At 63.8% G+C, this 26,971-nt stretch carries 12 protein-coding genes; 7 read left to right on the top strand and 5 right to left on the bottom strand.

Going from position 1 to position 26,971, the window contains the following annotated elements:
• Nucleotides 1-57: 57 nt before the first annotated feature.
• From K0B96_RS14865 to K0B96_RS14850, 4 genes are all read right to left on the bottom strand, one after another.
• Entirely contained in the window at nucleotides 58-2,097 is a 2,040-nt protein-coding gene (locus K0B96_RS14865; protein WP_220161668.1) for a tetratricopeptide repeat protein, read from the bottom strand.
• A 126-nt stretch (nucleotides 2,098-2,223) separates the two neighbouring features.
• Nucleotides 2,224-3,978, bottom strand: coding sequence for an immunoglobulin domain-containing protein (locus K0B96_RS14860; RefSeq protein ID WP_220161667.1), 1,755 nt, complete (start codon nucleotides 3,976-3,978; stop codon nucleotides 2,224-2,226).
• A gap of 18 nt (nucleotides 3,979-3,996) precedes the next feature.
• The gene (locus K0B96_RS14855) at nucleotides 3,997-5,025 is read right to left on the bottom strand and encodes a hypothetical protein (protein ID WP_220161666.1); all 1,029 of its coding nucleotides are present in this window, start codon (nucleotides 5,023-5,025) and stop codon (nucleotides 3,997-3,999) included.
• Between the two features lie 101 nt (nucleotides 5,026-5,126).
• Nucleotides 5,127-9,287: a beta strand repeat-containing protein gene (locus K0B96_RS14850; RefSeq protein ID WP_220161665.1), complete on the bottom strand. Its 4,161-nt coding sequence runs from the start codon at nucleotides 9,285-9,287 to the stop codon at nucleotides 5,127-5,129.
• 345 nt (nucleotides 9,288-9,632) lie between these two features.
• Between K0B96_RS14850 and K0B96_RS14845 the strand changes: the two genes are divergently transcribed.
• Entirely contained in the window at nucleotides 9,633-11,285 is a 1,653-nt protein-coding gene (locus tag K0B96_RS14845) for a rhamnogalacturonidase (protein WP_255558713.1), read from the top strand.
• A gap of 99 nt (nucleotides 11,286-11,384) precedes the next feature.
• Here the strand turns inward: K0B96_RS14845 and K0B96_RS14840 are convergent, their stop codons facing one another.
• Nucleotides 11,385-12,707 (bottom strand): DUF455 family protein, encoded by a 1,323-nt coding sequence (locus K0B96_RS14840; protein WP_220161664.1) that lies wholly within the window; start codon nucleotides 12,705-12,707, stop codon nucleotides 11,385-11,387.
• A gap of 409 nt (nucleotides 12,708-13,116) precedes the next feature.
• On the opposite strand from K0B96_RS14840, the gene K0B96_RS14835 reads away from it, so the two are divergent.
• The 6 genes from K0B96_RS14835 (at nucleotide 13,117) to K0B96_RS14810 (ending at nucleotide 26,970) form a co-directional block, all read left to right on the top strand.
• The gene (locus K0B96_RS14835; protein WP_220161663.1) at nucleotides 13,117-16,710 is read left to right on the top strand and encodes a TonB-dependent receptor plug domain-containing protein; all 3,594 of its coding nucleotides are present in this window, start codon (nucleotides 13,117-13,119) and stop codon (nucleotides 16,708-16,710) included.
• A gap of 6 nt (nucleotides 16,711-16,716) precedes the next feature.
• Complete coding sequence (locus tag K0B96_RS14830) at nucleotides 16,717-18,771, top strand: DUF4838 domain-containing protein (protein ID WP_220161662.1); 2,055 nt, start codon at nucleotides 16,717-16,719, stop codon at nucleotides 18,769-18,771.
• 63 nt (nucleotides 18,772-18,834) lie between these two features.
• The gene (locus K0B96_RS14825; RefSeq protein ID WP_220161661.1) at nucleotides 18,835-20,901 is read left to right on the top strand and encodes a DUF4838 domain-containing protein; all 2,067 of its coding nucleotides are present in this window, start codon (nucleotides 18,835-18,837) and stop codon (nucleotides 20,899-20,901) included.
• Entirely contained in the window at nucleotides 20,898-22,226 is a 1,329-nt protein-coding gene (locus K0B96_RS14820; protein WP_220161660.1) for a pectate lyase family protein, read from the top strand. The genes K0B96_RS14825 and K0B96_RS14820 overlap by 4 nt, the downstream gene beginning before the upstream one ends.
• Nucleotides 22,227-22,255: 29 nt before the next feature.
• Nucleotides 22,256-24,541, top strand: coding sequence for an alpha-galactosidase (locus tag K0B96_RS14815; RefSeq protein WP_220161659.1), 2,286 nt, complete (start codon nucleotides 22,256-22,258; stop codon nucleotides 24,539-24,541).
• An 8-nt stretch (nucleotides 24,542-24,549) separates the two neighbouring features.
• Nucleotides 24,550-26,970: a TIM-barrel domain-containing protein gene (locus K0B96_RS14810; protein ID WP_220161658.1), complete on the top strand. Its 2,421-nt coding sequence runs from the start codon at nucleotides 24,550-24,552 to the stop codon at nucleotides 26,968-26,970.
• Nucleotide 26,971 lies beyond the last annotated feature (1 nt).

Below are 26,971 nucleotides of genomic sequence, written 5' to 3'. Positions count from 1 at the left end.
CCGGCCCCCCACCGCCACTCCATAATTGCGGGGCAGAAGCCGGGAAGGCATGAGCGTTCAGGGGCGGCGGTGCGCATTCAGGCGACCGAGCGCCGCGCGGGTGCGGGTGGAGTCGGGGCGAAGAGCGAGGGCGCGTTCGAGGTGAGTGCGTGCTAGCGTTTCGTGGCCGGGGAGCTCGGCATAGATCAAGCCGAGGTTAAGGAAGGCGCTGAAGTAATCTGGCTTCAGTTCGATCGCGGTGCGGAGGTGAGCGATGGCATCGTCGAGCCGGCCGGGCGTGCGGGCCAGCGCGGTGCCGAGGTTGTGATGCGCCTCAGGGTAGCGGGGGTTTAGCCGCAGCGCCGCTTCATAGCCGGCGATGGCGTCGGTGACGCGGCCCGGTTGGGCGAGCAACAGGTTGGCGCGGTAATAGTGCGCCTCCGCGAGCTCGGGCTGTTGGATGATCGCGAGATCGAATTGGGCGATTGCGGCGAGGGCGGAACCCGGGCGTTGCGCGAGAGCGAGCGCGAGGTTGAACTGCGCTTCGGGGAATTGCGGCTTCAGCGCGACGGCGCGCTCGAGGTGCGCGATGGCTTCGTCGAGACGCCCGGGGACTTTGGCGAGCGCCTCGCCAAGGTTGCTGTGGGCGGAGGCGTAGTTGGGGTCGAGCCGCAGGGCGTGTTCGTAGCAGGCGATGGCTTCGGGGACGCCGGCCGGGCCGGAGAGAACCAAGGCGTTGCCCAGATTGTTGAGGGCTTCGAGGTGGTCGGGTTGCAACTGCAGCGCGCGGCGAAATTCCGCGATCGCTGCAGGCAAGTCCGCAGGCGAGGCGGCCAGCATGTTGCCCAGATTGTTGTGAGCGCGGGCGTTTTCCGGCGCGTGGGCCACGGTGTCGGTCCAGAGGGCGAGTTCGGAGCGGTAAGCAGGGATGCGTTGCGCCGTGAGCACAGTCAGTCCGAGGACGGCGGCGGCTACGGGCGCCCACCAAAACCGAGACAACCGGCGCAGACCGAGAACGAGCAGCACGAGCAGCGGCGCGAGCGGCAGATACATCCGGTGTTCGGCCATCGTTTGGGTGACGATGGGGATGACGCTCGAGCTGGGCGCGAGGGTGGCGAAGAAGACGAAGCCGAGAAAGCCGGCGCGCGGACAGCGCCGCAACGCCCAGATGGCGGCCGCGCCGAGGAGGACCAGCAACGCCGCCTGCGGCCAGACGGCGGTCCAATCGCGAACAATGGGAAGGCCGTAATCCAAGACCAAGGGCGAAGGCCAGACGACGAGCTTGAGATAGATGACGATCGCCGCGCACTGGGTGCACAGGTAATTCCAAGCGGTGACGCCGAGTCCAAATCCGGCGGTGCCGGAACGGCCGTCCTGCTGCAACACCAGGACGGCGAGAAGTCCCCACGTGGCGGCGAGGGCAAGATACAGCCGCCCGCGTTGACGCCACGCGGCGCGGAACGAACCGGCGAGAAACGTGCGATCGTAGAGCAGCGCGGCGAGGGGCGCGGAAACCATGGTTTCTTTGCAGGCCATCCCGGCGAGACACGTGACGATCGCGAGGGTTGACCATCGCGTGCCGCGGGGCGCGAGGGCGGCGCGGGCGACGAATAGCAGCGTTAAAAAATAGCAGAGTGCGGTGAGGATTTCGCTGCGGTTTTGGACGATGAGGACGCTCTCTGATTGCAGCGGATGAACAACCCACAGCAAGGCCGAGGCGGCGGCGGCGAGTGTGACGTCGGCTGGAGGAAGGCCGACTTTCGGCAGCGTGAGTGTGCGCCGCACGAGCGCGAAGAGGGCGAGAGCCGCCAGGATGTGGGCGATGAGGTTGGTGACGCGATAGCCGCGGACATCGAGACCACTCCACGCATAGTTAAGCGCGAGGGAGAGGTTGACGAGCGGCCGTCCGTCAGCGCCCGAGCCGCCGGTGCGCGGAGCGAGGGCGAGTGGTTCGCTTAGTGGCCAGAGCTGCCGAATCGAGCGATTGTCGCGCACGGCCGAGAGATCGTCGAAGACGAAGGGCGCCGCGAAGCTGCCACGATAGGCCACGAGGCCGGCCAACACGATCACCGCGAGGGCGGCGATCAACGGAAGGCGGTGAAGGGTTCGTGCAGGCATGCGGTGCGAAATTGTGCCCGCGTAGTCACTCGCTCCCGGAGAAAGAGCGCGAGAAGCGATTGGGTCGGTTGCACGGCGATGCATTGTGCCGACTTCCATTCCCGCGCCGGTCGGGCGCCGAAATAATCACGGCACCGTGTAGATTTCCACGAGTGCTTCGCCGGTGGCGCCGCCGACACCCGACACTTGCACGGTGTAGCCGTGGCCCGCCTCGAGTGTGACAAGCAGCGCGGCGTCTTTGCTGTCAGCGAGGAAATTGAAGGCGCCGACCGATTGAAAAACGGACGTGAGCGCGGCGGACCAATCGTCGTTGGATGCGACCAACTGACCGTCGAGAAACACGCTGAATTGCGGATTCTCCAGCACGCCAGTGACGCCAAAGGAGCCGAGTGTCGGGCCGACGGCGCGGATCAAGATCCGTTGTGGTCCGCTGCCGCTCAGCACGAAGCCGGCGATGAGGATATCGTTGCCGGTGCCGACATGATAGCGCGCGGAGAGGTTGCTCAACGCGACGCCATTGCTCGAGCCGGCGTCGTAGGCTTCGACCAGCACGGTGCCGTCGCCGGTGCTGCTGGTGTGCGCGGTGTGCGGGCCACTGATCGATTCCATGAGGGCGGCGTCCTTGCTGTCGGGGTCGAAGGGAAAGGCGCCGAGTGAAGCGAAGGTCGGAGCGAGCGACGCCGGCCAATCGTCGTTGGTGACGACGACGGTGTCGCCATCATATAAAACGAGCCGTGGATCCGCGACACCGACGAGGCCGAACGCATTGAGGGCGGGTCCCGCGGCGCGCACGAGGACGGGCTTCGTGCCACCCGAGACCACAAAGCCGGTGATGAGCGTTTGACCGGCGGTCATGCCGCCGCGCACGGAAAGGTTGGAGAGCGCAGGGCCGTAGTTTACCGCCACGAGCGCGGCGGCGCTATACGCGGTGCCGAGCGAATTGGTGATCCGAACAATATAGCTGCCCGCATCGCCCGAGCTCACGGCAGGGATGGCGAAGGTGGCGTCGGTCGCGCCGGGGATCGGCACGCCGTTTTTGAACCATTGGTAGGTGAAGGGCGCGACGCCCTCGGCATGGGCGGTGAGCGTGAGGCTGCCTCCCGGCGGCACGGTCTGCGATTGCGGATCGTCGACGATGAGGGGCGCCGTGGCGACCGTGAGCGTGGCGGCGTCGCTGGTGATGGCAGCGGCGGCGTTCGCCACGCTCACTTGATATTCGCCGGCATCCGCGTTGGTAACACTGGCGAGGAGGAGGGTGGCGTTGGTCGCACCAGCGAGATCGACGCCATCTTTGTGCCATTGATACGCGAAGGGCGCGGTGCCACCGGCGACGACGGTGAACGTCACCGAGTCACCTGCGGTGACGGATTGAGTCGCGGGCTGCGTGACGATCGACAGATCCGTGGAGGCGGTGGCCGCCACGAGGTGAGCGCCGTCGAACGCGCCGAAGATCGCCACCGTTTGCGCGCTGAAGTGCAAGGTGTGGCTGAGGCCGAGCGTGGAGGCGACGGGCGCTGTCCAGGCGGCGTCGCTGTATAAACCTGCTTCGGACCCGTGGGTGATCCAGACGTAGAGGAGCTGGCCGGCGGGGATTGCGACGTTGTCGGCCAGAACAAGTTCGGCGCTCACTTCAGAGGCGCCACCGGCGGAGGCGTAGTAGCCGGTCGACGTGGTGAACCAATGACTGGCCCATTGTGCGCGGTTTTGCGCGGTCGGCACGAACCCATCGTCGAAGGTGCCGAGGGCGACGGTGGCATCGTCCCACGTCGTGCCGCTCCGGCCCTGCACGAGGGTCGCGGTGTCGGAAAGACCGACGGAGGTGGCGAAGGTGGTTAAAACGCTGCCGAACCAAAAGGACGCAACGCGCAGAAATTTGTTCATGAGAGCACGGAGCGCGCGTTACAGAGAGAAAGGCGGCGCGATGCGATAAGTCGCATCGGCGAGAGTGCGGCGCACGATGATGATGCTGTCGGTGCGAAGAAGTGGGAGGTCGGCGAAGTCGGTCGTCTGCCCGAGCCGCCGCCAGCTGCGGCCATCGGCGCGCAAATAATAACGCAGGAAACTGCGGGCGGGGAGATCGAGAATCTCGAGGTTGTCGGCGGCGGCTGCGTCGTTCGCAGCGGTCCAGCGTGCGGACGCGGGTTGGTTGATATCGACGACGGCGGCAACTTGCGCGGGCGTCAGGTCGACCGGAAATCCGGTGGCGAACGCCTGGTAACCCGCGCGCAAGTTCACGCGAAAAACGTTGGTGCGGACGCCGCCCAACTGCACGAGCTGGCGGGGCGCCGATTTGAGGTCGAGCACGAGACTGACATCGGGCGGAAGGACGAGGGTGCGCTGGTCGGCGGGATTGTTGAGCGTGGCCCAGCTCGCACCATCGGCGCGCAGGTAGTAACTCGTGAAACCTTCGGCGCCGTAGAGGCGCACCCCGTCGGCGAGGGCGGGATCATCGGAGCCTGTGAGGGCGGGAGAAAATTGGGCGGCGAGTGTTTCGAGGGTGACGCCGGCGCGCACGGCGGCGCGGGCGCCCACGAGCGCGTGGTCGACCGGCTGCGCGGTGCTGTGCGAGGCGCCGCCGAGGACGAGGACGACGGTGGCGTTAGCGGTTGTGATCGTCGCCGCGGTGTCGACCTCGAAGCGTTCACCGGCGGAGGGGCCGCTGAGGATTTCAACGTAGTAGGCGGCGCCGCTCTGCAACTGCGCGCCGACATTGCCGGCCGCGGCCGCCAAGGTGAGGACGGAGCCAGCGTTGGCGACGACGGGTGCGGCGATGATTTCCTGTGGAATCAGCGGAAGGCTGAGGCCGGAGAGTCCGAGGGGAACGTCATACGACAGGATGCCAACGGGGTCCGAGCCGGCGGCGATCTGGGCGCGGAGGGCGGGAGCGAGCAGGCAGGCGAGAACGCACAAGCCGGTCCGAAAGTTCATGGGGAAAATAAGGCGGAGCGGGCGTCGCGCCTAAAGCGAAGCGGCAATGCGCGGGAGCGCGATTGCCGCTTCGGTCAGGCGAGGGCGAGTGTGGCCGGCGATCAGGGAGTCGCGTCGTAAACTTCGACCAACGCTTCACCGGTGCCGCCGTTCACGCCGGAGACTTGGACGGTGTAGGCGCCAGCATCGAGCAGCACGAGGAGGGCGGCGTCTTTGCTGTTTGCGGTCAGCGGGAAGGCGCCGAGGCGGGAGAACTCCGTCGCGAGCGCGGCGTCCCAGTTGTCGTTGGAGGCGACGATGACGTCGGCCTGATTCACGGTGTGGTGAACCTCGACCTTCGGGTCGACGAGGGTGCCGGGGACACCGAAGTCTGCGAGGGTCGGGCCGATGGCGCGGATCAGCACCCATTGCTGGCCGGTGCCGGCGATGACCAGCCCGGCGATGAGAACGTCGTTGCCCGTGCCGGCGTTGAAGCGGGCGGAGACATTGACGAGTTTCGGGCCGTTGTTGGTGCCGGCGTCGTAGGCCTCGGCGAGGAGGGCGCCGCTGCCGCCGCCCATGGCGTTCGCCGTGTGGGGTCCGGTGATGGTCTGCAACAGTGCAGCGTCTTTGCTGCCATCCGCGAAGGGATACGCACCGAGCTCGGCGATTTTATTTTTCAACGAGAGCGACCAGTCGTCGTTGACGGCTACGCTGGTGGCGGGGTTCGTCGAAGAATCAAACAGCGTAACCGAAGGATTGGGAGCGCCGGTGAGGCCGAAGGTGTTGAGCATCGGGCCGGCGGCGCGCACGAGGATCGGTTTAGAACCGTTGGCCACGACGAAGCCCATGATCAGCGTCTGCGTCGGCGTGGTGGTGACGCGCACGGAGACGTTGGAGAGATAGGTCGAGGAGACGGCGTTGACGACGACTTGGGCGTCCGCGCTCATGGCGGTGCCGACGGAGTTGGTCGCCGTGTAGGTGTAGATGCCGGAGTCAGACGCCTGGGCGTTGGCGATCGTGTAGGTCGCGTCGGTCGCACCCGCGATGATGACGCCATCCTTGGCCCACGTGTAGGTGAACGGTTCCGTGCCATGTGCGACGGCGGTGAGCGTGATCGGGCTGCCCGCGCCGACGGTGAGCGGGGCGGCGGGTTCGACGGTCGGGGCGGCGGGAGTCACGACGAGAGTCGCAGCCGTGCTGGTGGTGGAGCCGCCGGCGTTGGTCGCGATCACGGTGTAGCTGCCGGCGTGCGCGGCTTGGATGTTGGCAATCGTCAACGTGGCGGAGGTGGCTCCGGCCACATCGCTGCCATCTTTCTGCCACTGATAGGTCGGCGCGAACGCGCTGGGGGCGACGGCGGCGGTAAACGTGGCGGTGGTGCCGGCGTTTTGCGTGAGCGAGGCGGGTTGCGCGGTGAATGGCGGCGCCGGCGGCAGGTTGACGGTGACGAGCGCGCCGCTGCTGGTGACGCTGGAAACCGCGTTGGTCGCCACGACCGTGTAGGTGCCACTATCGGTCACTTGGGCGGAGGCGATCGTGAGGGTGGCGGCGGTGGCGCCGGCGATCGCGACGTTGTCTTTCTGCCATTGGAACGTGGGGGCCGGACTGCCGTCGGCCGCGACGGTGAGCGTGACGGTTTCGCCGAGGAGGACGGTCGCACCCTGCGGCTGCGTCGAAATCGTGGGCGCCTGATTCGGCAGGCCGCTGCCGACGTAGATGCGGTAGGTGGTGCCGCTGTAGTTCGGCGTCGTGGTGTTGGTCGGGCCTTCGCTGGCGAGCGGCAGGTCGACATAACCGCCGGAGGTGCCGGCGACGACGTTGGCGACGTAGGCGTTGAGGCTCGCGACGGTGTAGGTGTTGTCGGGAATGACGGTGGTCACGGGCGTGGTCGCGCTGCCGGTGATAATCGAAAGCTTACCGCTGCCGAACGAGACATCTGCCTGGATGTTCAGATAGCCGGAGGAAGGGGAGCTCGTGGAGCCCAAGACAACCGCACCGGCCGGGTTGGTGCGGTAAAGATCGGTCGGGCCGGCGAAGCTGACGGTGTGATGGTGCATCACGGCGAGGCTCGCGCCCGTCCAACCATTCAAGTTGTGAAAAGCCCAGGTGACGAAGCCGTTGGCGGTGCCGGCGCCAGACGAGCCGCCGCTGAGCTCGATGCTGCCGGCGCCGGTGACAGGCGAATTAATATCGAACAAGACGTCGGTCACGCTGCCGGGGATGCTGAAGACGGTCTTGCCATTGAGCACCAAGGTGCCGTCGAGCGTGGCGGAACCGGTGTTGGTGCGAATGTTGCGCGGTTGATCGACGAGAGGGGTGGCGGTGGTGACGATGTTCGCCGTAAAGGCCGCGCGCGTGGTCGACGTGGGCGAGAGGCGCGGGCCGGCGCCGGTGGAGGCGGGCTCGAAATTCAAGGTGCCGCCGCCAGCCGCAGAATTGTCGGTCAACTGCGAAGCGGAGCTGAAAGCGTCAACGACGAGCGTGGCGCCGTTGAAGGTGGAGACGCCCGGAGCGAGGGGCGCCACCGTGGCGGCGTGACCAGCGCGGATCGTGTAGCCGTTGGTGTGGTAGGTGTTGCCGGTGGAAGCAGCGAGGTAGGTGGTGCCGGCATCAAAGGTCCATTGCACGGCGTCCTTGGCGGCATTCCAGTTGTCGCTCGAACCGGTGGCGTTGGCATTGGCGTAAGCCTGCACGCCGGTCGGCAGGGGCGTCACGGTGAGGACGGCCCCCGTGCTGGTGGCGAAGCCGGCGCTATTGGTCGCAACGCAGGTGTAGGTGCCCGCGGAGGCGTCGGAAATGCTGGAGCGCGTGAGAGTCGCGGTGGTCGCGCCGGCGATGGCGGTGCCGTTGAGCTGCCACGTGTAAGTCGGCGCGGGGGTGCCGGTCGCGGTGGCGGTGAACGTGACGGTCGTGCCTGCGTAGCTGGTTTTGCTTTGCGGCTGGGCGGTGAAACTCGGGGCAACCGCGACAGTTTGCACGGTCAGCGTGGCGACATTGCTGGTGACGGTGCCGCCGACATTGGTGACGACGACGGCGTAGTCGCCGGCCTCGGCGGAAGAAACGTTGGTCAGCGAGAGACTGGCGTCGGTTTTACCGGCCAAGGGCGAGCCGTCCTTCTGCCATTGATACGTTGGCGCAGGGGTGCCGGTGGCGACGACGGAGAAGGTGACGGAGCTGCCGGCGAAAACGGCCTTGCTGGCGGGCTGGGTGGAGATGGTCGGTGCAGTCGCGGGGAGAGCCTGGCCGACGTAGAGTTTGTAGGTGGTGCCGGCGGCGTCGTAGCCGGCGCCTTCGCTGGCCCAAGTCTGGGCGGAGTAAGGCGCTCCGCTCGCCGATTGGGCGATCGCGAGGGCATTGAGATCGTAAACCGTATAAATGCCGTCGAGCAGCGTGAACGTCGCGGGATTCTTGGAGGTGCCGGTGGCGATCTTGACCTTGCCGCTGCCGACGGAAACGTTGGCCGAAAGGTTGATAAAGCCTGCGGAGGTGTTGGAGAAATCCAACTGGAGCGTGGGGTTGGTGGTGTAAAAGTCGGTGTTCTGGGTGAAGGCGATGGTGTGCTTGTTGGCCACGGTGATCGCGGTGCCATGCCACTGGGACATGTCGCCAAACGCCCAGGTCACGAATCCGTTGGTGGTGGTGCCACCCGCCGATCCGCCGTTGATCACGATATCGCCGGACCCGGACAGCGCGGCTTCGATGTTGAAGCGCATGTCGCTCACCTTGCTCGGAAGGAAGAAATTCGTCGTGCCATTGAGCGTCAACGTGCCCTTGAGCGTGATCAACCCGGTGCTGCCTTGAAGGGTGCGCACGTCCGCGCCGGTCGTCGGCGCGGTGACGATGTTGGCGGTGTATTCGGCGCGGTAGTAGCTGGAGGGCGTTTGGCGCGGGCCGCTGGCCTGAACATTGTTGGCGGTGTTGCCTTGCTCGAAGATCAGTTTGCCGGCCGTGGCATTGCTGGTCCCGCCCGAGGCGGCGCTGTAGCCGTCGACGATCAGTTGATCGCCGGCAAAGGTGGTGGCGCCCGCGGCGCCCAAATCAGAGGGCACGCCGATCTGGCCGGCTTTCACGTTGTTGCCGTTGGTGTGGTAAACGTTGCCGGCAGTGGGGGCGACGAAGGTCACGCCCGCGTCGCTGGTCCACTTGAGGGACGCGGCGGCATCGTTCCACGTGTCGGTGCCGCTGGTGCCGTTGGCATAGCCATCGCCGGCGTGCACCAGCGAGAGAGGGGTGAGGAGGGCGGCGGCGAAGCCGAGGAGCGCAAGGCGGGTCGATTTCATAAAGCGAAAAACGTGCGAGACGAAGTGGGGGGCAGGGCAGAGCAGGGCGGAGAGTTTCGCCCATAGATTTCGGGGGACTCAGTCGAGGGCGGAACGCGCAGACAACCGAATTGAGCCAGCCTTTTGTGTCATCCGACCGAAAATGCTAGCGGATCATCTGCGCGGAGAATCTCGCCAGTGAGCGAGGTCGCGCGCGGTCGCGGAAGCTCGGCGATCCGCGCGATTTCCCGGTTGTGATTTGCCGGACGATTCGCAATCGGGATCGGGGTCGGTGGTCTTCCATCCCTTCAACCCCTTACGAACGGCGATCTCATGATGACTTTCTCAACGTTTTCCTGCCGGCCGATGAAATCGTGCCGTAAAATCGGTGGAGCCATGACGGTGGCAGTCCTGCTGCTGGTCGTCGCGCTGGCGCCGGGCGCACGGGCGGCGGCGGGAAATTTCGACGTGAAAGACTTCGGCGCGGCGGGCGACGGAAAGACGTTGGACACGGAGGCGGTCAACCAAGCAATCGCGGCGGCGGCGGGGGCGGGCGGCGGCGTGGTGACGTTTCTAGCGGGTGATTATCTCACGTTTTCGATTCGGTTGCGGAGCCACGTCACGCTGTTTTTGGCGCCAGGAGCTACGATCGTCGCGGCGGAACCGCCGGCGAACCTGGAGCAGGGATACGATGCGCCGGAAGCGAATCCCGGCACCGATCAATATCAGGACTTTGGTCATTCGCACTGGCACAACAGTTTGATTTGGGGCGAGGGGCTGGTGGACATTGGCATCGTGGGCCCCGGGCGAATTTATGGGCGTGGGTTGAGTCGTGGGAAAGGCGGGGTGCGGCGCGATTTGCTGCCGGAGGAACGCACGCAGTCGGCGGTGCCGGAACTATCGTTCGCCGCGCTGCCCGCGTTTCAGGCGGCGTTGCACGCGCAGAAGACAGGTCCGTTTGGCTACCCGGGCGACGACCTGCTGCCGCCGGGCGTGGGCAACAAGGCGATCGCGTTGAAGAACTGCCGCAATGTCATCTTCCGCGACTTCACGATCTATCATGGCGGCCACTTTGCGGTGCTGGCCACCGGCGTGGACAACTGGACTTGCGATAATCTCACCATCGATACGAACCGCGATGGCATCGATATCGACTGCTGTCAGGGCGTGCGCGTCTCGAACTGCATCGTCAATTCTCCTTACGACGACGGCATCTGCCTGAAGAGCAGCTATGGTCTGGGGTTTGTGCGGATGACGGAGAATGTCACGATCACGAACTGCCAGGTGAGCGGCTTTGCCGAGGGCACCTTGCTCGATGGCACGCGACGCAAGGCGGATTTCGGTGAACGCGGGCCGACCGGTCGCATCAAGTTTGGCACGGAGTCGAACGGCGGATTTCGCAATATCACGGTGTCGAATTGCACGTTCGACTACAGCCGCGGGCTGGCGCTGGAGGCGGTGGATGGCGCGCAGATGGAAGACATCACGATTACGGGACTGACGATGCGCGACATCACGAACGCGCCGATTTTCATCCGCCTCGGCCGGCGGCAGCGCGGACCGGAGCAACCGGCGATCGGCACGACGCGGCGCATCAAGATCGATACGCTCGTCGCACACGCCGTCGCGGCGGATGGCGGCATCCTCATCGTGGGCACGCCGGGGCATCCCGTGGAAGATGTTTCGTTGAGCAACATCTTGATCGACTACGTCGGCGGCGGCACGGCGGAGCAGGCGCGCGGGCGCGTGCCGGAAGACGAACGGTTTTATTACCCGGAGCCATCCGGCCTCGGTGTGCGCCCGGCGTGGGGGCTTTTTGCGCGGAACGTGAAAAACCTGTCGCTCGATCGGGTGGACCTGCGGCTGGCGCACGCGGATGCGCGGCCCGCAATGGTGTTGGAAAAGGTCGACGGCGCCGTGCTGGATCGCGTCGCGTTTCCCGGCGAAGCGGAAAGAAATCTCGTGCGAAAGGACGTAACGGGTTTGCGGTGGAGCGACGGGCGCGCGGTGGCGAACTGAGCGTGGAGCGGCGCGTCTGGCCCGCGGGCTACGTGGGCGGGATATGCGCGCTCATGCGAGCGCAGGTGTTTCGCGGCGCGGCTGGGAGCGCGCGCTCGCTCAGTTGAGGGCCGCGGACTTCGCCATCTTCGCCATGGCGCGTTCGGCGACCTGCGCGGTGGCGGCTTTGTCTTCGGGCGTCGCGCGTGCGAGGCGTTGGAAGACGGCTTCGCGCGCCGTGGCCTTGAGGCTGCTGAGCGTTTCGTCTCCGGCGGTGGTCGCGAGGAATTTTTCCAACCATTTTTTGCCGTAGTGCGTATGGATGAGTTCGTCAGCCCAATCGAAATCCATATCATGCGAGCTGAGCTGGTCGCCGAGTTCGCTGAAGAGAACGGTGCGTTCCTTTTTCGTGTGGATGAACGTGGCTTCGAAATAGAAAATGATGCCAAGACGCACGATGGGCGCGAGGTCGGCGCCGGCGTCGTAGGAGAAGGAGTCGAGCGGAATCTCAGAGTCGGTGAAGCCCCAGCGCTTGAGCCGCTCGTAGCCCATGCGGCAGTGGCGGATTTCGTCGTAGCACCAGCGGGCGGCGTCCTCGATGAACTCGTGCGGGGCGGTCGGAGCGAAGTCGTAGAGGCACGCGGCGGCCATCTCGGCGGCCCAAACTTCGTTGACGTGATGGATTGCCTGGCGGGCGCGCAAGCGAAGGCCCTCGCCGGCGGGGGCGGGCGTGTGGCGGTCGGGCCAGGCGAAGGCGACGCGATCAAAGCGCGCATCGCGCCCACCGGTGCGCGAGATTTGAAACGGGCGTTCAAGGGCGGCGAGTTGCGGCGCCGCGAACGCTGCGTCTTCCGCGGCGTCTGCCCACAGGGGCGGCGAGAGGGCCTCGGCGAGCGCGGCGCTGACGGCGCGACACCAGGCCGCGGCATCGTCGACGACAGCCGGAGACGCGGCCGCGAGGGCGGCGCCGCTCACTTGTTCGAGCCGGGAGATTTGGTGGTCCAGATCCGTCAGGCCGTGTCGCAACAGGAATTGCGTCGGGCCGTCGTCCAAGTGGTCGGACACGGAGAGGTAGTCCTGATACGCGCGCCGCAGCAACGGCCGCACCGCGCGTCCGAGCGCGAGCACGAAGGCCTCGGCGGAGGGGGCGTTGGCGAGACGTTGGAAAAAACTGAGCACGGCGCCCTCTTCGTCGATCGTCAGCCGGCGTTCAGGGTAGCGAAGTTCGAGGACGCGTTCGCGGAGTGCGCGGGCGAGCAGGGAGTTTTCCCACATCAACTCCGGCAGCAGGAGTTTGGTTTCCCAATGCGTGACGGCGGGCAGCCAGCCGGCTTGCTGGCGGATCAACTCACGTTCGATAAAATAGAAGCGTTTAAGGATCCGTGCGGAGGGAGTCACCATCAGCGTGGGCCGATCGAGTGCGGGAGCCAGGACAGTCGCCATAAACGGACGATGGAGAGCGGGCGGCCCGCGCCAAAACCAAACGCCCAGCATCTTGCCGCGACGGCGTGATTTTGCTGCGCGCTCACACTGGGCTCGGCGTGACGGACGGTGGGCGAGGCGGCTCGCGTGCCGCGGACCAGCATTTTTGTTCAACGGGCACGAAATGCGACCTCATTTGTTTTGCGGGTAACGCGAACCATCCTGCACATGCTGGACCATGTCTTGGTTGGCCCCGCTATCCCCGTCACTTCGTGCTCCCTCGGTCAGTGCGTGTCCGCCGGGTGTGCCATGATCGGGAATGGTTCGATTCCCGCCCGGCCTGCGCCGCCGCAGCCGCCCGTGCAAGTTTAGATCGCCATTCTTGGTTTCCTCCCTTCCTTCGCGCCCCCCCCCTTTCAAAAAATCAGCCATGACTCCATCCCCCGCCGTTTCAGTTTCTCCTGTCCGTTTGTTCCGTTGGCCGACAGGTCGGTTCATCCTCATCCCGGCGCTCCTGGCAATCGCCGCCGTCGCGCAGGGCGCCCCGTCGACCGCGACTCCCCCCAGCGCGGCAGACCTCGCCAAATACGACACCAACAAGAATGGCCGGCTCGACGCGGATGAGTTGGCGGCCAAAAAGGCCGACGATGATCGTGCCGTGCGTCAGGCGGTGCTGACGAACCCGGAAGCGGCCGGGCATGCCACGCGCGAACCGGTGCAGCAGATGGACCCGTTTACGGTGAAGGAGGAGAAGGACGGGTATTATGGCTCCAACGCCATGTCGGGCACGCGCCTCAACAGCAAAGTGGAGGATCTCGCGTCTTCCGTCACCGTGGTGACGCTCGATCAGATGGATGATTTTGCCATGCTGGATATCAACGATATCTTCAGCTACGAGGCGGGCACGGAGGGGTTGAACGAGTATACCGATTTCACGGTCGAGACGAGCGGCAATATCAACGACAACTCCAGCACCTCGCCGGGCTCGGCCAATCGCATCCGCGGCATCGGCAGCGCGAACATCGCGCTCGGCAATTTTGAGACGGCCGGCCGCGTGCCGATCGACAAAGTGGGCATTGAGGGCGTGGAGATCTCCCGCGGGCCCAACTCCAGCATCTTCGGTCTCGGCAGTCCGGCCGGCACGGTGAACGTGGTCGCGGCGACCGGCAACCTGAACAAAGACAAAACAAAAATCGAGTTTCGGGCGGACAGCTTCGGCGGCTACCGTGAGTCGTTCGACACCAACAAAGTCATCCTGAAGAACAAACTGGCGGTGCGGGTGAGCCAGGTGTTCATGCACACGGGCTATCACCTGAAGCCCTCGGGGACGAACACCGAGCGTTACAACTTCATGGTGAAATACCAGCCCTTCAAGGGGACGGTGGTGACCGCGTCCTATTTGGACTATCGCTATTCCGGCATCAGGGCGAACACGCTGACCCCGCGCGATGGCACGCAGGACTGGAAGGCGGCGGGCATGCCGACGTGGGACCCGGTGACCAATACCGCCTACAATGCGGACGGCTCCGTGCGCTATACCAATGCCGCCGGCAAGCTGCCTTCCTATTTCACGACACTGTATCAAAATACCGGCCGCGGAAACTCCCTGCTCTTCCTCGACGGCGGCGGCGTTGACTATTGGACCACGCCGCGGGGGACCGCGACGCCGACGAATGGCAAGCCGATGAGCCCGCTGGGCATTCCGATCCCGCTTGGCCCCTTCGACAACAATCCGGCGACGTGGGATAATAATGCGAAGACGAGTCAGGCGGCTTACAACTATGTGGTGCCCAGCTTTGGCGCGGGCAATGCCGGTCTCATCAAGGGCGCTCCGCCGCTGACTGACTACGACTGGCGCAACGTCAATCTGGCCTCGATCAACAAAGAGTGGAACCGCACCGGCCAGTCTTTGATTCAGCTGACGCAAACGATTCTGGATACGCCGATGAATCTGGTGGCGTTGCAAGCGGGATGGTTTCGCGAGACGTCCAAGCTGACCCAGGACACGCCCTACGGAAAACCCTATGGTTACTATTTGATCGACGTGAATCGCCGGCGGATGGACGGGAGCGAAAATCCGAACCTCGGCCGCCCCTTCATCTCGATTCCGGACGCGAGCCTGCGCGAGACTCCGCTCACCAACAACACCTATCGGGCGCAGCTCGCCTACAAACTCGATCTGCGGCGCGAAAAAGGTTGGTGGCACTGGCTCGGCATGCACCAGCTCTCGGCGTTTCAGGAATACAAGCATTACGAAACACGCCGCTACGTTTACAAACCCGCCATGCTGGACGACCACGTCTGGCTGCCCTACGGCGTCAATCGTGCCACCAGCAGCGGCGTTACCACGAACTACGGATCGGAGCTCTATAACAAAAACTCCCCCGTCGGTTCGCGCAATTACTACATGTATTACGTGGGCGACAATCAGGACTACAATATCGACTACGCGCCCCGGTCGTTTTCGCCCGGCGTTTATGACTTCACCTACGGCGATGCGAAGACGGGGAACTTCTATCACGAGCCGACGCAACTCGGTTTCGCCGGATCGCTCGACGGCACTGGTGGCGCCAACAACGACCTGAAGATTCAGAAGACCTCGGGTGTGGTGCTGCAAAGCCATCTCATCCGCGACAGCATCGTGCCCACGTTCGGCTTCCGGCGGGATAATATTTACGACCGTTCCGGCGTTTTGCCGAAGATGAAGACGGATGGTTTGTCTCATGACTATGCGTGGGACGAACAATGGAATTCCGATTGGGTGACGAACCAAGGTTCGACGACGACCAAGGGCGTGGTGGTGCGGCCGCTCCCGTGGCTGAGCGGCACGAAGGCGGGCGCGTGGCTAAGCTCGTTGACGTGGTTCAACGGCATCAGCTTTTACGGCAACAAATCCGACAGCTTCCTGCCGGACGTGCCGGCGATCGACCTGCACGGCAACCGCGTGCCCAATCCCACCGGCCTCGGCAAAGACTATGGCGTCTGGGTGAATCTCTTCGACTCGAAGTTCAATATCCGCGTGAACAAATACGAGAATCGCACGATCGGAAATCGCCGCGGGACGTCCTCCACGATTGCGAATCGCCTGCTCGCGATCGACATCTACGATGGCACGGCCTCGCGCGCGTTTGCGCTGCAGAACCGGGCAAGCCAATGGATCGTGGCGCAGAATCCGAGCATCACCGTCGACCAGTTGCGCCAGCAGGTCGCCAGTGTGATGCACCTCAGTCCGGACTTTATCGACCAGATGTCCCGGCTGGACGAGGAGGGCCTCAACCTCGCGGAACCCGAGGATACGCTGGCCCGCGGCACGGAGATTGAATTCAATTATAATCCCACGCGTTTCTGGACGATGAAGGGCAATGTGACGCAACAGGAGTCGATTCAGGCCAAAATCGCGTCAGGCCTCCTGAACTATATCAACGAGCGCATGCCTGTCTGGGAGAGCGTCGTCGATCCGGCTCCGCCCGCGACGATCGATAACCCGACCGGCGCGCCGACCAATTGGTATACATATCAATACGACGGCCCGAACGTCGGCTCGGCGAAAATCTATTACGACGGGAAAAACGTCTCCCAGCCGCTGGCGATCGCCATCGCGCAGGAAGGTCTGAGCATGCCGCAAATCCGCCGCTATAGTGCCCGCTTCCTCACCAACTACCGGTTGGAAGGGATCACTGACAATCCGGTGTGGAAAGCCGTCAGCATCGGTGGCGCGGTGCGGTGGCAGGATAAGGGCGCCATCGGTTACTGGGGCATCAAGGATTCCACCGGCGTTTACACCCAATTGGACAAGTCGCGGCCGATCTACGATGAGTCGCATCTCGCGTTTGATCTCACCTTGGGTTACCAGATGAAATTGTTCGCGGGTCGGCGGATCAACGCCCGCTTCCAGCTCAACGTGAAGAACGTGCAGGAAGACGGCCGCTTGCAGCCGCTCGCCGCGTGGCCGGACGGGACGATTTCCGCCTACCGCGTCGTCGACCCGCGCATGTTTCTCCTCACTGCCAGCTTCGACTTGTGACCGGGGATGAAAGGTTCTTTCGAACTCCATCCGCGCCGCGGCTGGGCCTTGGTGCTGGCCGGCGCGCTCTTCGCCGTCCAGATCGCCTGCGGGTCTGAGCGGCCGATTGTCGCGGCGGGTCAGGCGCGCGCGACGGTGGTGGTGCCGGGCGATGCTTCGCCGGTCGTGCGCTATGCCGCCCAAGAGTTGGTGGAGCATATTGCGAAAGCCTCGGGTGTGACGCTGCCGATCATGACCGAAGCCGACGGCCAGCCCGGCGACGGATCCCATTTTTTCCTCGGAGCGACGCGCGCCGCTGAAAACGCGGGGATCGATGCCGCAGCCCTGGCGCCGGAAACATTCGTGCTTCGAACGATCGGTCCCGATGTCTACATCGTAGGAGGCGATCTTCGTCGGGGCGGGCCGGGCACGCGCGCCGGAGAGCATGCGGTGTCCGATGCGCTTTACAATCCGCCGGAAATTCCGCCCGGCGATCCGCTCAATATGAACACGCCCGGAGGGACCATGTTTGGCGTGTATGAATGGCTGGAACGCGAACTCGGCGTGCGTTGGCTGTGGCCGGGAGAGCTCGGCACGTTCGTGCCGGTCCGGCACGAAGTTGTGGCGCACGACTGGGACGAAACTGTCGCCCCGCGCTTTTTTCAGCGCCTCGTGCGTCCGGGCCTGGGATTCACCAGCGACCATCCGGCGCTCGGCTTTACGCCGGCGGCAGCGGAAAAGTATGCGCATGAGCAATCGGTCTTTCTCCGCCGGTGCCGCATGGGGCGCGGGACGGTGATCACTTATCATCACGCGTTCACCGACTGGTGGGAGAAATACGGCGAGGACCATCCCGAATGGTTCCAATTGGTGAATGGAAAGCGCGGGCCGATGAAACCCGGCGGGCGCTTTTCGATGAGCGTGTCGGAGCCGGGGTTGCAGCAGAAAATTGTGGACCTATGGCAGGCGGAGCGCACGAAGCCCACGGGGACGAATCCGCATTATATCAATGCGGTCGAGAACGACATTCTCGGTCTGTGCGAATGCGAAGGGTGCCGGGCGTGGGACGGGCCGGTGCCCGCTGATGCGATGAAATTCTACTCGCCCAAATCGAAGGTGTTTGGGGCGCGTTTCGTTTCCGACCGCTACGCCCATTTCTGGCTGGCGGTGCAGCAGCTCGCGGCGAAGCACGATCCGGATGCGACCGTGGTCGGCTATGTGTATTTCAACTACTTTCAGGCCCCGACTTCGGGAATAAAGTTAAACGATCACATCCTGCTCGGTTACTGTCCCTCTGGCGGGTGGTATCCCCGCAGCCCGGAGGAGCACGCTTGGTTCAAGCGGCAATGGCGCGGTTGGGCGGACACAGGCGCGCGGCTCTTCTCGCGCACGAACTACTTTTTGGACGGCTACTGCATGCCGTTCATCTTCGCCCACCAGTTCGCCGACGACTTCCAGTCGGAGGTGAGAAACGGCATGGTGGCGACAGATTTCGACTCGTTGACAGGCCAGTGGGCGACGCAAGGGCCGGACCTCTACCTCTTGATGCGTCTGCATACGCGGCCGGATGCGGATCCCGACGAACTCTTGAGCGAATATTACGCGGCGTTCGGTCCAGCGGCGACCGAGGTGAAGGCGTATTTCGACTATTGGGAAAATTATACGATGGGGCATCGCGCGCAGATCAACGAGGCGTTCGATAGCCTGCACGCCTCGCGGTGGCGCACTTGGGCGAAAGCGGCGCACGCGGTTTATCCGACGGAGTGCTTTGCCGCGGGCGAAGCGATGCTCGCGAAAGCGGCGGCGGCCTGCGCCGACGACCGCACGGCGGCGGAACGCGTGGCGTTTTTGCAGGCTGGTTTAGTGCACGCGAAGCTCAGTTCGCGGGTGGCCGGCTTGCTGTCGTTGGCCCGGCCGGATGGACCCGCGCCGGAAGGCAAGGAGGCGTTGGCGGAACTGCTGGCATTCCGTCGCGCGCATGAATTCAGCGGCATCGCAAATTTCAACCACGAGGCATGGGTCGAGGACTTGAGCTGGACGCTTGGGACCGAAACGAAACAAGCGCCGGAATTATATCCCTGACCGACGTAATCACGGCCGGCGACGGCCGTCATTGTGCGACCGGGCAACCCCAATACAATATCTGTGAATTCTCTAAATAAACTCCTGTGCTGCTTGCTGGCAGCCATCTCGCTTGGAACCACCGCGCTGCGGGCGAAAAGTGAAGACCCCACGATCAAGATCAACCCGTCGAGCTGCGTCATCGTGGTGCCGGCCAAAAAAACGGCGGTGATCGACTACGCGGTGGAGGAACTGCAGTTCCACTTGAAGTTGATCACGGGTTGCGACGTGCCCGTGGTGAAGCGCCCCCAAGCGGGACAGTTTCCGATCGGCGTGGGGCTCCTCCCGCCCAACGTGAAGACATCGCTCGAGGTCGAGGAAGGGCGCTGGGTCGTCACACCGAAAGGCATTTTCTTGTATGGGCGGGATGCCGTGAACAAGAAGGCCCTTCGCGGCGGCGGCACGGCGCGCGACATCGCCATGGCGAGCAAGACCCAGGCGGGCACGCTGTATGCCGTTTATGAATTTCTGGAGAACGCCCTCGGGGTGCACTGGATCGAACCGGGTCTCGCCGGCATTACCTACACGCCGCAAAAGGTGCTGGTGCTCCCGGTGAGCGAGGGGCAGTGGGTGCCGCAACTGGTGCAACGCCACATGCGCACCGCGTATAAAGAAGACCTCCGCGATCGCGCGTTAAAGGAAGGCGAAGTGCCGAAGGACATGCAGTTTTCCGCGAAGGAATTTGAGGCGCGTCAGTTGGATGAGCGTGTCTGGCAAAAGCGGATGCGCATGGGCAGCAGCCTCGATTTCACCTACGGCCACGCCTTTCGGAAGTGGTGGGCCAAGTATGGCGCGACGCACCCGGAATATTTTGCGCTCGGCAAAAACGGCAAGCGCGGGCCGGCGTCAGAGAAACTGGCCGATCGGGTGAAGATGTGCGTGAGCAATCCGGCGTTGGTCAAACAGGTCGTGAAGGATCATTACGCGGCGGGCGGCGGGCTGGTCATCAATGCCTGCGAAAACGACAGTCGCAATTTCTGCCGTTGTCCGGACTGCCAGGCGCTCGATGTGCTGCTGCCGGGCGAGGAAAATCTCGACGTCGAGGACCGGATGTTGACCGACCGCTACGTGCATTTCACCAACGCGGTGCTCCGCGAAGCCCGCGCGCATTACGATCCTAAGGCCCGCGTGGTGTTCTATGCCTACAGCCGCTACAATCAGCCGCCCCGGCGGGAGCGCCTGGACGATGGCGTGATTACGTTCCTGCTGCCGAATCTGTCCGAAACCCTGCCGGAGATGGAGGCCTACGTCCGCGGGTGGAAGAATGCCAATGCCACGGATGTTTATATGCGGACCAATGCGCTGTGTCAGGACACGGGTCTGCCGCTCGGTTTTGAGCAGCACATGTTTGGCCACTATCAGCTTGTCAACCACTACCTCAACATGAAGGGCACGGATTATGATACGTGCTGGGGCTTCTGGCCGATTTCAGGCATGACCAATTATATCATGGCGCGTGGTTTTTACCGGCCCGAGCGCTCTTTCGCGGATTGGGAAAACGAATATTGCGGGACTTACGGTAACGCTCGCGACGACGTAAAAGCCTACCAGCAATATTGGCAGCAGATCTGGAACGATCGGGTGATGCCCAACCTCGACCGCATCACCGACCTCACGCCGGGCATGAAGCTATTGCGCAACAAAATGGCGAACCTCGCGGGCTTGATGTATCGGGAAGAGGATTTCGACCAGACGGATGCGCTGCTGCAGAAAGCACTCAGCCGGGACCTGACCGCCAGTGAACGCGCGCGGGTGCAGACGCTGGTGCTGGCCAACGAGCACAGCCGGGTCACTTATCGCGCCACGAAGGCGAATGGCGTGGGCTCGACGGCTTCAGCGGAGGAGAAAAAGCAGACGACCCAGGCCTTATATGATTTCCGCCGGCAGCATCGTCTCGATCTCAATATGCACTGGGAACTCCTGTTCTATCTTGAAAACGCGTATGCCGACAACGCCGGGTTTGAGCGCCTGCTCGGCACCGAGCCGGCGCGGATGCGCGCCGAACGGCTGCGCGAGGAAGAGTCCGTGCGCGAGGTGCGCACCGGCAACGAGCAGCCGTTTTGGATCGCGGTGAACCAATCGACAAAATGAAAACGTTCCTCCTCTTCTCCCTCGCGGCCGGGCTGGTGCTGCCTCTGCACGCGGCGACTCAGCAACCGGCCACGGTGCCCGGCGGAAGCGCGATGGCCTTCAGCGGCTTCGGCGCCGATACGCCCGGCGGGCGGGGCGGGCGCGTGATCAAAGTCACGACCCTGGCCCACGAGGGTGACGGATCGTTCAAGGCGGCGCTCGCGGCCGAGGGCCGGCGCATCATCGTGTTTGAAGTCGGTGGCGTGATCGATTGGCAAGGCGACGAGGTCACCTTGGAAAATGGCGATGTCACCATTGCGGGAGAGACGGCGCCGTCACCCGGCATCACGATCGTCCGCGGCAGCCTGACGGTATCGACGCACGACGTGATCGTGCGGCACCTGCACGTGCGGGTGGGCGACGGCGGCGACTTGAAGAAGGCGGGCTGGCAGCCGGACTCGATGACCACGCAGGGGCCGAAGGTGAAGAACGTCCTCTACGATCACTGCTCGTCGTCGTGGTCGATCGACGAAAATCTCTCGGTCTCGGGTCCGCGCGTCAAAAATGGCACGTCGAGTTTCGTGACGATTCGCAACTGCATCATCGCGGAGGCGTTGAATAATTCCACGCACCCGAAGGGACCTCATTCGAAGGGGACGTTGATCCATGACTTCACGCATGACGTGGCGATTGTCGGGAATCTTTACGCGCATGACTACAATCGGAATCCGTATCTAAAGCCCAACACCACGGTGTTCATGGCCAACAACGTGATCTATGATCCGGGCAACGGTGCGATCCACTTCGCCTGGGTGCCCGACGAATATAAAGTGATTTCCGATCCGATGCTCCCGTCGCAAATGACCGCGATCGCCAACCTCTATCGGATGGGTGCGTCGACCCACGCGGGGTTGAAGATGTTTACGTGTTCGAAGGATGCGGTGATGGGCACCGCCAAATTGTATCAGCGCGACAGCCGCGTTTACGGTAAAGATGGCGAACTGCTCTGGGACGGAGCGGTGGCGACCGAACGCAGCCAGATCGTGCCCGAAGTGACCGTGGTCGATCAACCGATGCTTGAACCGAAGGGTTTCACCCCGCTGCCGGTGGCGTTGACAGAGGCGTTCGTGTTGAAGAACGCCGGGGCGCGCCCGAAAGACCGCGATCGCGTCGATCAACGCATCGTCAACGACTACCTCGCGCGCAAGGGGCGGGTGATCGATTCGCAGGATGAGGTCGGCGGTTATCCGGACTACGCGCCTACGCGTCGGAAATTAGTGGTGCCGGAAACTTCGGCCGAAGTGGACGCGTGGCTCGCCGCCTACCGTCAGGAGGTCGAGTATTGAAACGCCTCCGCCCGTGGCATCTCCCTTTTGTGAGTTCGTCGACGGCGTGGCGCGCGATGTTGCCGGCGGTGCTCGCGTTGGCGTTTGCTCTCGTAAAGGCGGCGGCGGCGCCGGAGCTCGTGACGCTGAATTTTGCGGGCGGCACCCGCGTGACTTTCGAGACACCGTCACCGGTGCTCGGAGGCGGCGAAATACTGCCGGACGTAGTTTTTGACGCCCAAGGGCGCGGGGAAGTGGCAGGCCTGCAACTGCAGCGGACCCTTGAGGCTGAACCTGGCGGATACCGGTTGAAAGTTGCGGTCACGAATCGGCGCGCGACCGCGATCGAGTTGGGGCGCGTGACCTTGTTGCGGGCGGTCGGTGCCGACAGTGTGAACGTGGCCGGCACGACCGTGAAGGCGTGGACCGTCTATCGTCTCGCGCGACAGAAGAACGACGTGCCCGGGCCGTTTCGACCGTCGGTGTGGGACGACGCCTCGCGCGATGCCGCCACCGACAGTGCGAAGGCCGTGGTGGGCGGCAAGCCGACTGACGACCCCGTGGAAGCGTCGCCGATGGCGGGGCCGCTCTTTCACTCGGATCCGGCGTTGGTGATCATGCCCGACGGGAAAGCGCAGGCGGATCTCTTCATTGGCTTCGATGGCCAGACGCGGCACCTGAACGACATCGAGCTTGCACTCACTTCGGCGGCCGACGCGTTGGCGCACCTGACCGCAACGGCGGAGTTTGACAATGTGCGCGTGGCGCCGGGCGAGACGCGTGAGACGCATTGGCTGCACCTGCAATCGGGGAAGTCGTGCGCAGAACTGCTGGCCGAGCATGTGGCCCGGATTCGTCAGGCTTATGGCGGTCGCAGCTCGCCACTCCGCAATGTGTTTTGCACATGGTATTTTTACGGTCCGGAAATCGTCGCGGACGATTTGCGAACGGATTTGCGCGCGATGCGGGCGCGCCCGCTTTCGTTCGACACCTTCCTGATCGATTACAACTGGGACGACAACTTCGGTGACTGGAATGCGGATCCGGCGCGGTTTCCGGACGGCATGAAAGCGATGGCGGATGAGATCACGGCCGCGGGGCTCGCGCCGGGGATCTGGACGTGTCCCTTTATCATCGAGTCGAACGCGGAGGTGCTGAAAAAATACCCTGATCTCCCGTTGCTGGATCGCGCGGGTCAGCCGATCGAGTTCAAGACGGACATGGGGCATTGCTACATCCTCGATCCGACGGCGCCTTCGGCGGAGACGTTTTTGACCGAGCTGTGTCACAAACTGACCGGCTGGGGTTATCGCTACCTGAAGTTCGATTTCCTTCGCGCCGTCGTGATCAACGAAAACGCGGTCTTTCATGATCGGTCAAAGAACCGGGCGCAGGCGTATCGCCACGGCCTCGAGGTGCTGCGGAAGGCGGCGGGCGAAAAAACGGTGATTGGCGTCTGGGGCGGACTCTTTGAGGCCAACGCGGGTTTGGTGGACATCAATCGTTCCGGGTCGGACGTGCGCGGGCATTGGGACCCGCGGGCCGGCGACGCTTACGCGACGCGTTATCCCGTGCGCATGCGGCAGACGTTCGCGCGGGCGATTTACGACGAAGCGTTGTGGACGAGCGACCAGGACGCACTGCAACTGCGCCGCCGAACGACGCCGTGGCGAAAGACCAAGCTGCATTTGTCGATGGGCAACTTCACGGACGAAGAAGCATTTTCAACGGTGGTGTATCGTTTCCTCGGCGGCGGGGTGGTGCAGGTCTCGGACAAACTCGATGAGGTGCCGCCGGATCGCTACGCGCTCTACCACGCCGCCCTGCCAACCTACGCGCCGGTGGCGCAACGCTTCTATCCCTGGGCCGAGTATTTGCCGGAATATTTTTCGAGTGCGTTTCAACACGACGGCGTGTTGCCGCCGTGGGTGATGGTTTCGCTGTGCAATTGGAATGGCGCGGGCGAGAAGACTCTGGCGTTCAAAATCGGCGATGTGCCGCATCTGCCGCCGGGCGAGGTGTTCGCGGCGTTCGAATACAAGACGCAGCGGTATCTCGGCACGTTTAGCCGCGAGGACCGCCTCAGCCTCTTGCTGCCGGCGCATGCGGCGCGCGTCGTGCGACTCACGCCGTTGACGGCGGAGGGGCGTTACCTCGTGGGCGGCGATTTGAATTTGTCCTGTGGCATGGAGCTGGCGTCGGCCGATGCGGCCCACGTGCGTTTGCGCGAGGAAGTGAAAGCGCCGACGGCGCATTACACGTTTCTGAACTGGCACCGCGGCCAGGGTGAGATCGAGCGCGTCGAGGCGCAGCCGGCCACGGGCCGTAAATTATGAAGCAACGAATGAAGAAATCCTGGTTCGCGCAGGCGTGGTGGCTCGTCGCCGGCCTGATGAGCGCGGGGCACGTGTGGGCGGGAATCACGCTGACGGAAAGTCCGCACGACTTTCGCTGTGCGAACGGGGAAACCGTGCTCATCATCGAGCGCGAACCATGGCGGCTGCGGATCGCCACCGCGCACGATGAAACACGAGTCGCGGACGCGGACGCGCCGGCGCTGAAGATCGGCGACGCGTGGGTGGCATTGGCCCGTGCCGACAGCGCAAAGGCGGAGTCCGCGGACGTCGTGCGGGTGGCGGCGAGCCTCGCCAACGGGGCGCGCGCGACGGCCGAAGTGCGGCCGTATGGTGCGAACGGGTTTCGCGTGATCGTGCGGGCGGCGGACGGCGGCGTCACGGGCGTGCGCGGGGCGACGATGTTGCACCCGATGGAAGAAATCTACGGCTTCGGGGAGATGTGGAATGGCCACGTCGCGCAGCGCGGCCAGGCGTTTGATTTGTGGGACATCGGCGGCACGCCGGATGAATGCGCGTATATGCCGTATTACGTTTCGACGCGAAACTACGCATTTTTGCTGAACTACGGCGGGCGCGTGCATTTCGACGTGGGGCAACGCCGCGCGGACCAGCTCACCTACGAAGCACCCGCCGGCGAACTCGATCTCACCTTCGTCGCGGGCGATAGCATCGCCACGACCGTGCGGCATTTTCTCACCGAGGCGGGTTTGCCGCAACGGCCGCCGCGCTGGACGTTTCAGCCCTGGTTCTGGTTGATGGCCGATCCCAGCCAGCCGGGCGCGAAGATCGATACGCTCAAGGGAGAACATTTCATTGAGATGGTCGATAAGCTGCACGCGATGGGCCTACCGATCGGCGCGACTTGGTTTGAGCCACCGTGGCAGGATGCGCGGTCGTCGTTTAAACCGAATCCCGCGTTCAGTGCGGATCTGAAAGGATTGATCGCGCAATTGCGGGCCAAGGGCGTCCGTTCGCTGGCGTGGACGGTGCCGTATACGACGGACAAAGCCTCCAATTGGAAAGAGGCGGTGGCCAAGGGCTATCTCGCGCAAAAGCCGGATGGCGACACGAGCGGCGGAGACGTGAAGATCACGGCTTCGGGCGAACTCGAAGGAAAATACTACAACGCGATCGACTTCTTTAATCCCGCGGCGGCGAAATGGTGGGAGGCGCAGATTGATCGCGCTCTCGATCTCGGTCTGGCGGGCTTCAAACTCGATGCCGGCCAGGATTTGCCGGAAGATGCGCGGTTGTTCGGCGGCCGCGAGGGGCGCGACGTCCACAACTCGTATGCGTTGGAATTTAACAAAGTGTTTTTCGAAGCGCTGCAAAAGCGGTTGGGCGACGATTTTTTGATGGTGCCGCGCGCGGCGTGGGTCGGTTCGGGAGCCTACACGAATTTCAAGTGGCCGGGCGACCTCGCGGGGTCGTTCGCGAACAACGGCCTGCCGTCGTCGGTGTATTCGTCGCTCTCGCTGGCGTTCTGCGGCCTGCCGTTTCTTTCGACGGACATCGGCGGATTCGAGAATCAACCCGCGCCGGAGGACGCCTGGCTGCGGTGGGCCCAGTTTGGCGCGATGCTCCCCGGGATGCAGACGTTGCACATGCCGTGGTGGTATTCGGAGGAAGCGCAAACACACTTCCGCTACCTCGCGTGGCTGCACACGGATCTGACCCCGTTGTGGATGAGTCTCGCGCATGAAGCCGCGGCCACGGGGGCGCCGGTGTGCCGGCCGCTCGTGTGGTCGTTTCAGGACGACATGGCCACGTGGCGGGTCGATGACGAGTTTACGGTGGGCACCTCGCTGCTGGTGGCGCCGATGCTCAATATGAATCCGGACCGCAAGGTCTACCTGCCGGCGGGGCGCTGGTTCGATTTTTGGGATGAAAATGAGAGCTACCAAGGCCCGGTGACCATCGACTGGTTCAAGGGCTGGTTTGTGAAGGACAAGTTTCCGTTGTTCGTGCGCGAAGGAGCCATCATTCCGATGGAGATCGCCAACGACGTGACGGGGTTTGGCACGGCCGCCTCAAAGGGCTACGTGACCTTGGCGATCTGGCCGAAGGCGGGCGGGCAGAGCGAATTCGTGTTGCACGACACCGAAGGACCGGTGCGGATCACGACCGATGCCCGGCAGGCGAACGCGTTCGTCGTGGGCTGGGACGCGACGAAGCGCAACCATCTGCTGCGCATCCACGACGCCGATGCGCACCGGCCGGTGAGCGTGACCGCGGATGGAGCGAAATTGGCGGCGTTCGACACGCTGGCTGCGTTTCAGGCCGGCGGCGAAGGTTGGTTCTACGACGCCACGAAACGGAATATCTGGGTGCGGAAGCATAACAGCGGCGCGGCCGGAGCGGTGAGCCTTACGTGGGCGCCGGCAGCGACGACGGAGGACAAACGATGAA

Origin of the sequence: Horticoccus luteus (assembly GCF_019464535.1) — a bacterium.
GTDB classification, from domain to species: domain Bacteria; phylum Verrucomicrobiota; class Verrucomicrobiia; order Opitutales; family Opitutaceae; genus Horticoccus; species Horticoccus luteus.
Note: the sequence above shows the minus strand (reverse complement) of the source record. Positions and strands in the feature narration are given on the sequence as shown.

Coding starts and splice junctions, on each gene's coding strand:
- K0B96_RS14865 (WP_220161668.1), bottom strand. CDS start 2,097: ATGCCTGCACGAACCCTTCACCGCCTTCCGTTGATCGCCGCCCTCGCG.
- K0B96_RS14860 (WP_220161667.1), bottom strand. CDS start 3,978: ATGAACAAATTTCTGCGCGTTGCGTCCTTTTGGTTCGGCAGCGTTTTA.
- K0B96_RS14855 (WP_220161666.1), bottom strand. CDS start 5,025: ATGAACTTTCGGACCGGCTTGTGCGTTCTCGCCTGCCTGCTCGCTCCC.
- K0B96_RS14850 (WP_220161665.1), bottom strand. CDS start 9,287: ATGAAATCGACCCGCCTTGCGCTCCTCGGCTTCGCCGCCGCCCTCCTC.
- K0B96_RS14845 (WP_255558713.1), top strand. CDS start 9,633: ATGAAATCGTGCCGTAAAATCGGTGGAGCCATGACGGTGGCAGTCCTG.
- K0B96_RS14840 (WP_220161664.1), bottom strand. CDS start 12,707: ATGGCGACTGTCCTGGCTCCCGCACTCGATCGGCCCACGCTGATGGTG.
- K0B96_RS14835 (WP_220161663.1), top strand. CDS start 13,117: ATGACTCCATCCCCCGCCGTTTCAGTTTCTCCTGTCCGTTTGTTCCGT.
- K0B96_RS14830 (WP_220161662.1), top strand. CDS start 16,717: ATGAAAGGTTCTTTCGAACTCCATCCGCGCCGCGGCTGGGCCTTGGTG.
- K0B96_RS14820 (WP_220161660.1), top strand. CDS start 20,898: ATGAAAACGTTCCTCCTCTTCTCCCTCGCGGCCGGGCTGGTGCTGCCT.
- K0B96_RS14810 (WP_220161658.1), top strand. CDS start 24,550: ATGAAGAAATCCTGGTTCGCGCAGGCGTGGTGGCTCGTCGCCGGCCTG.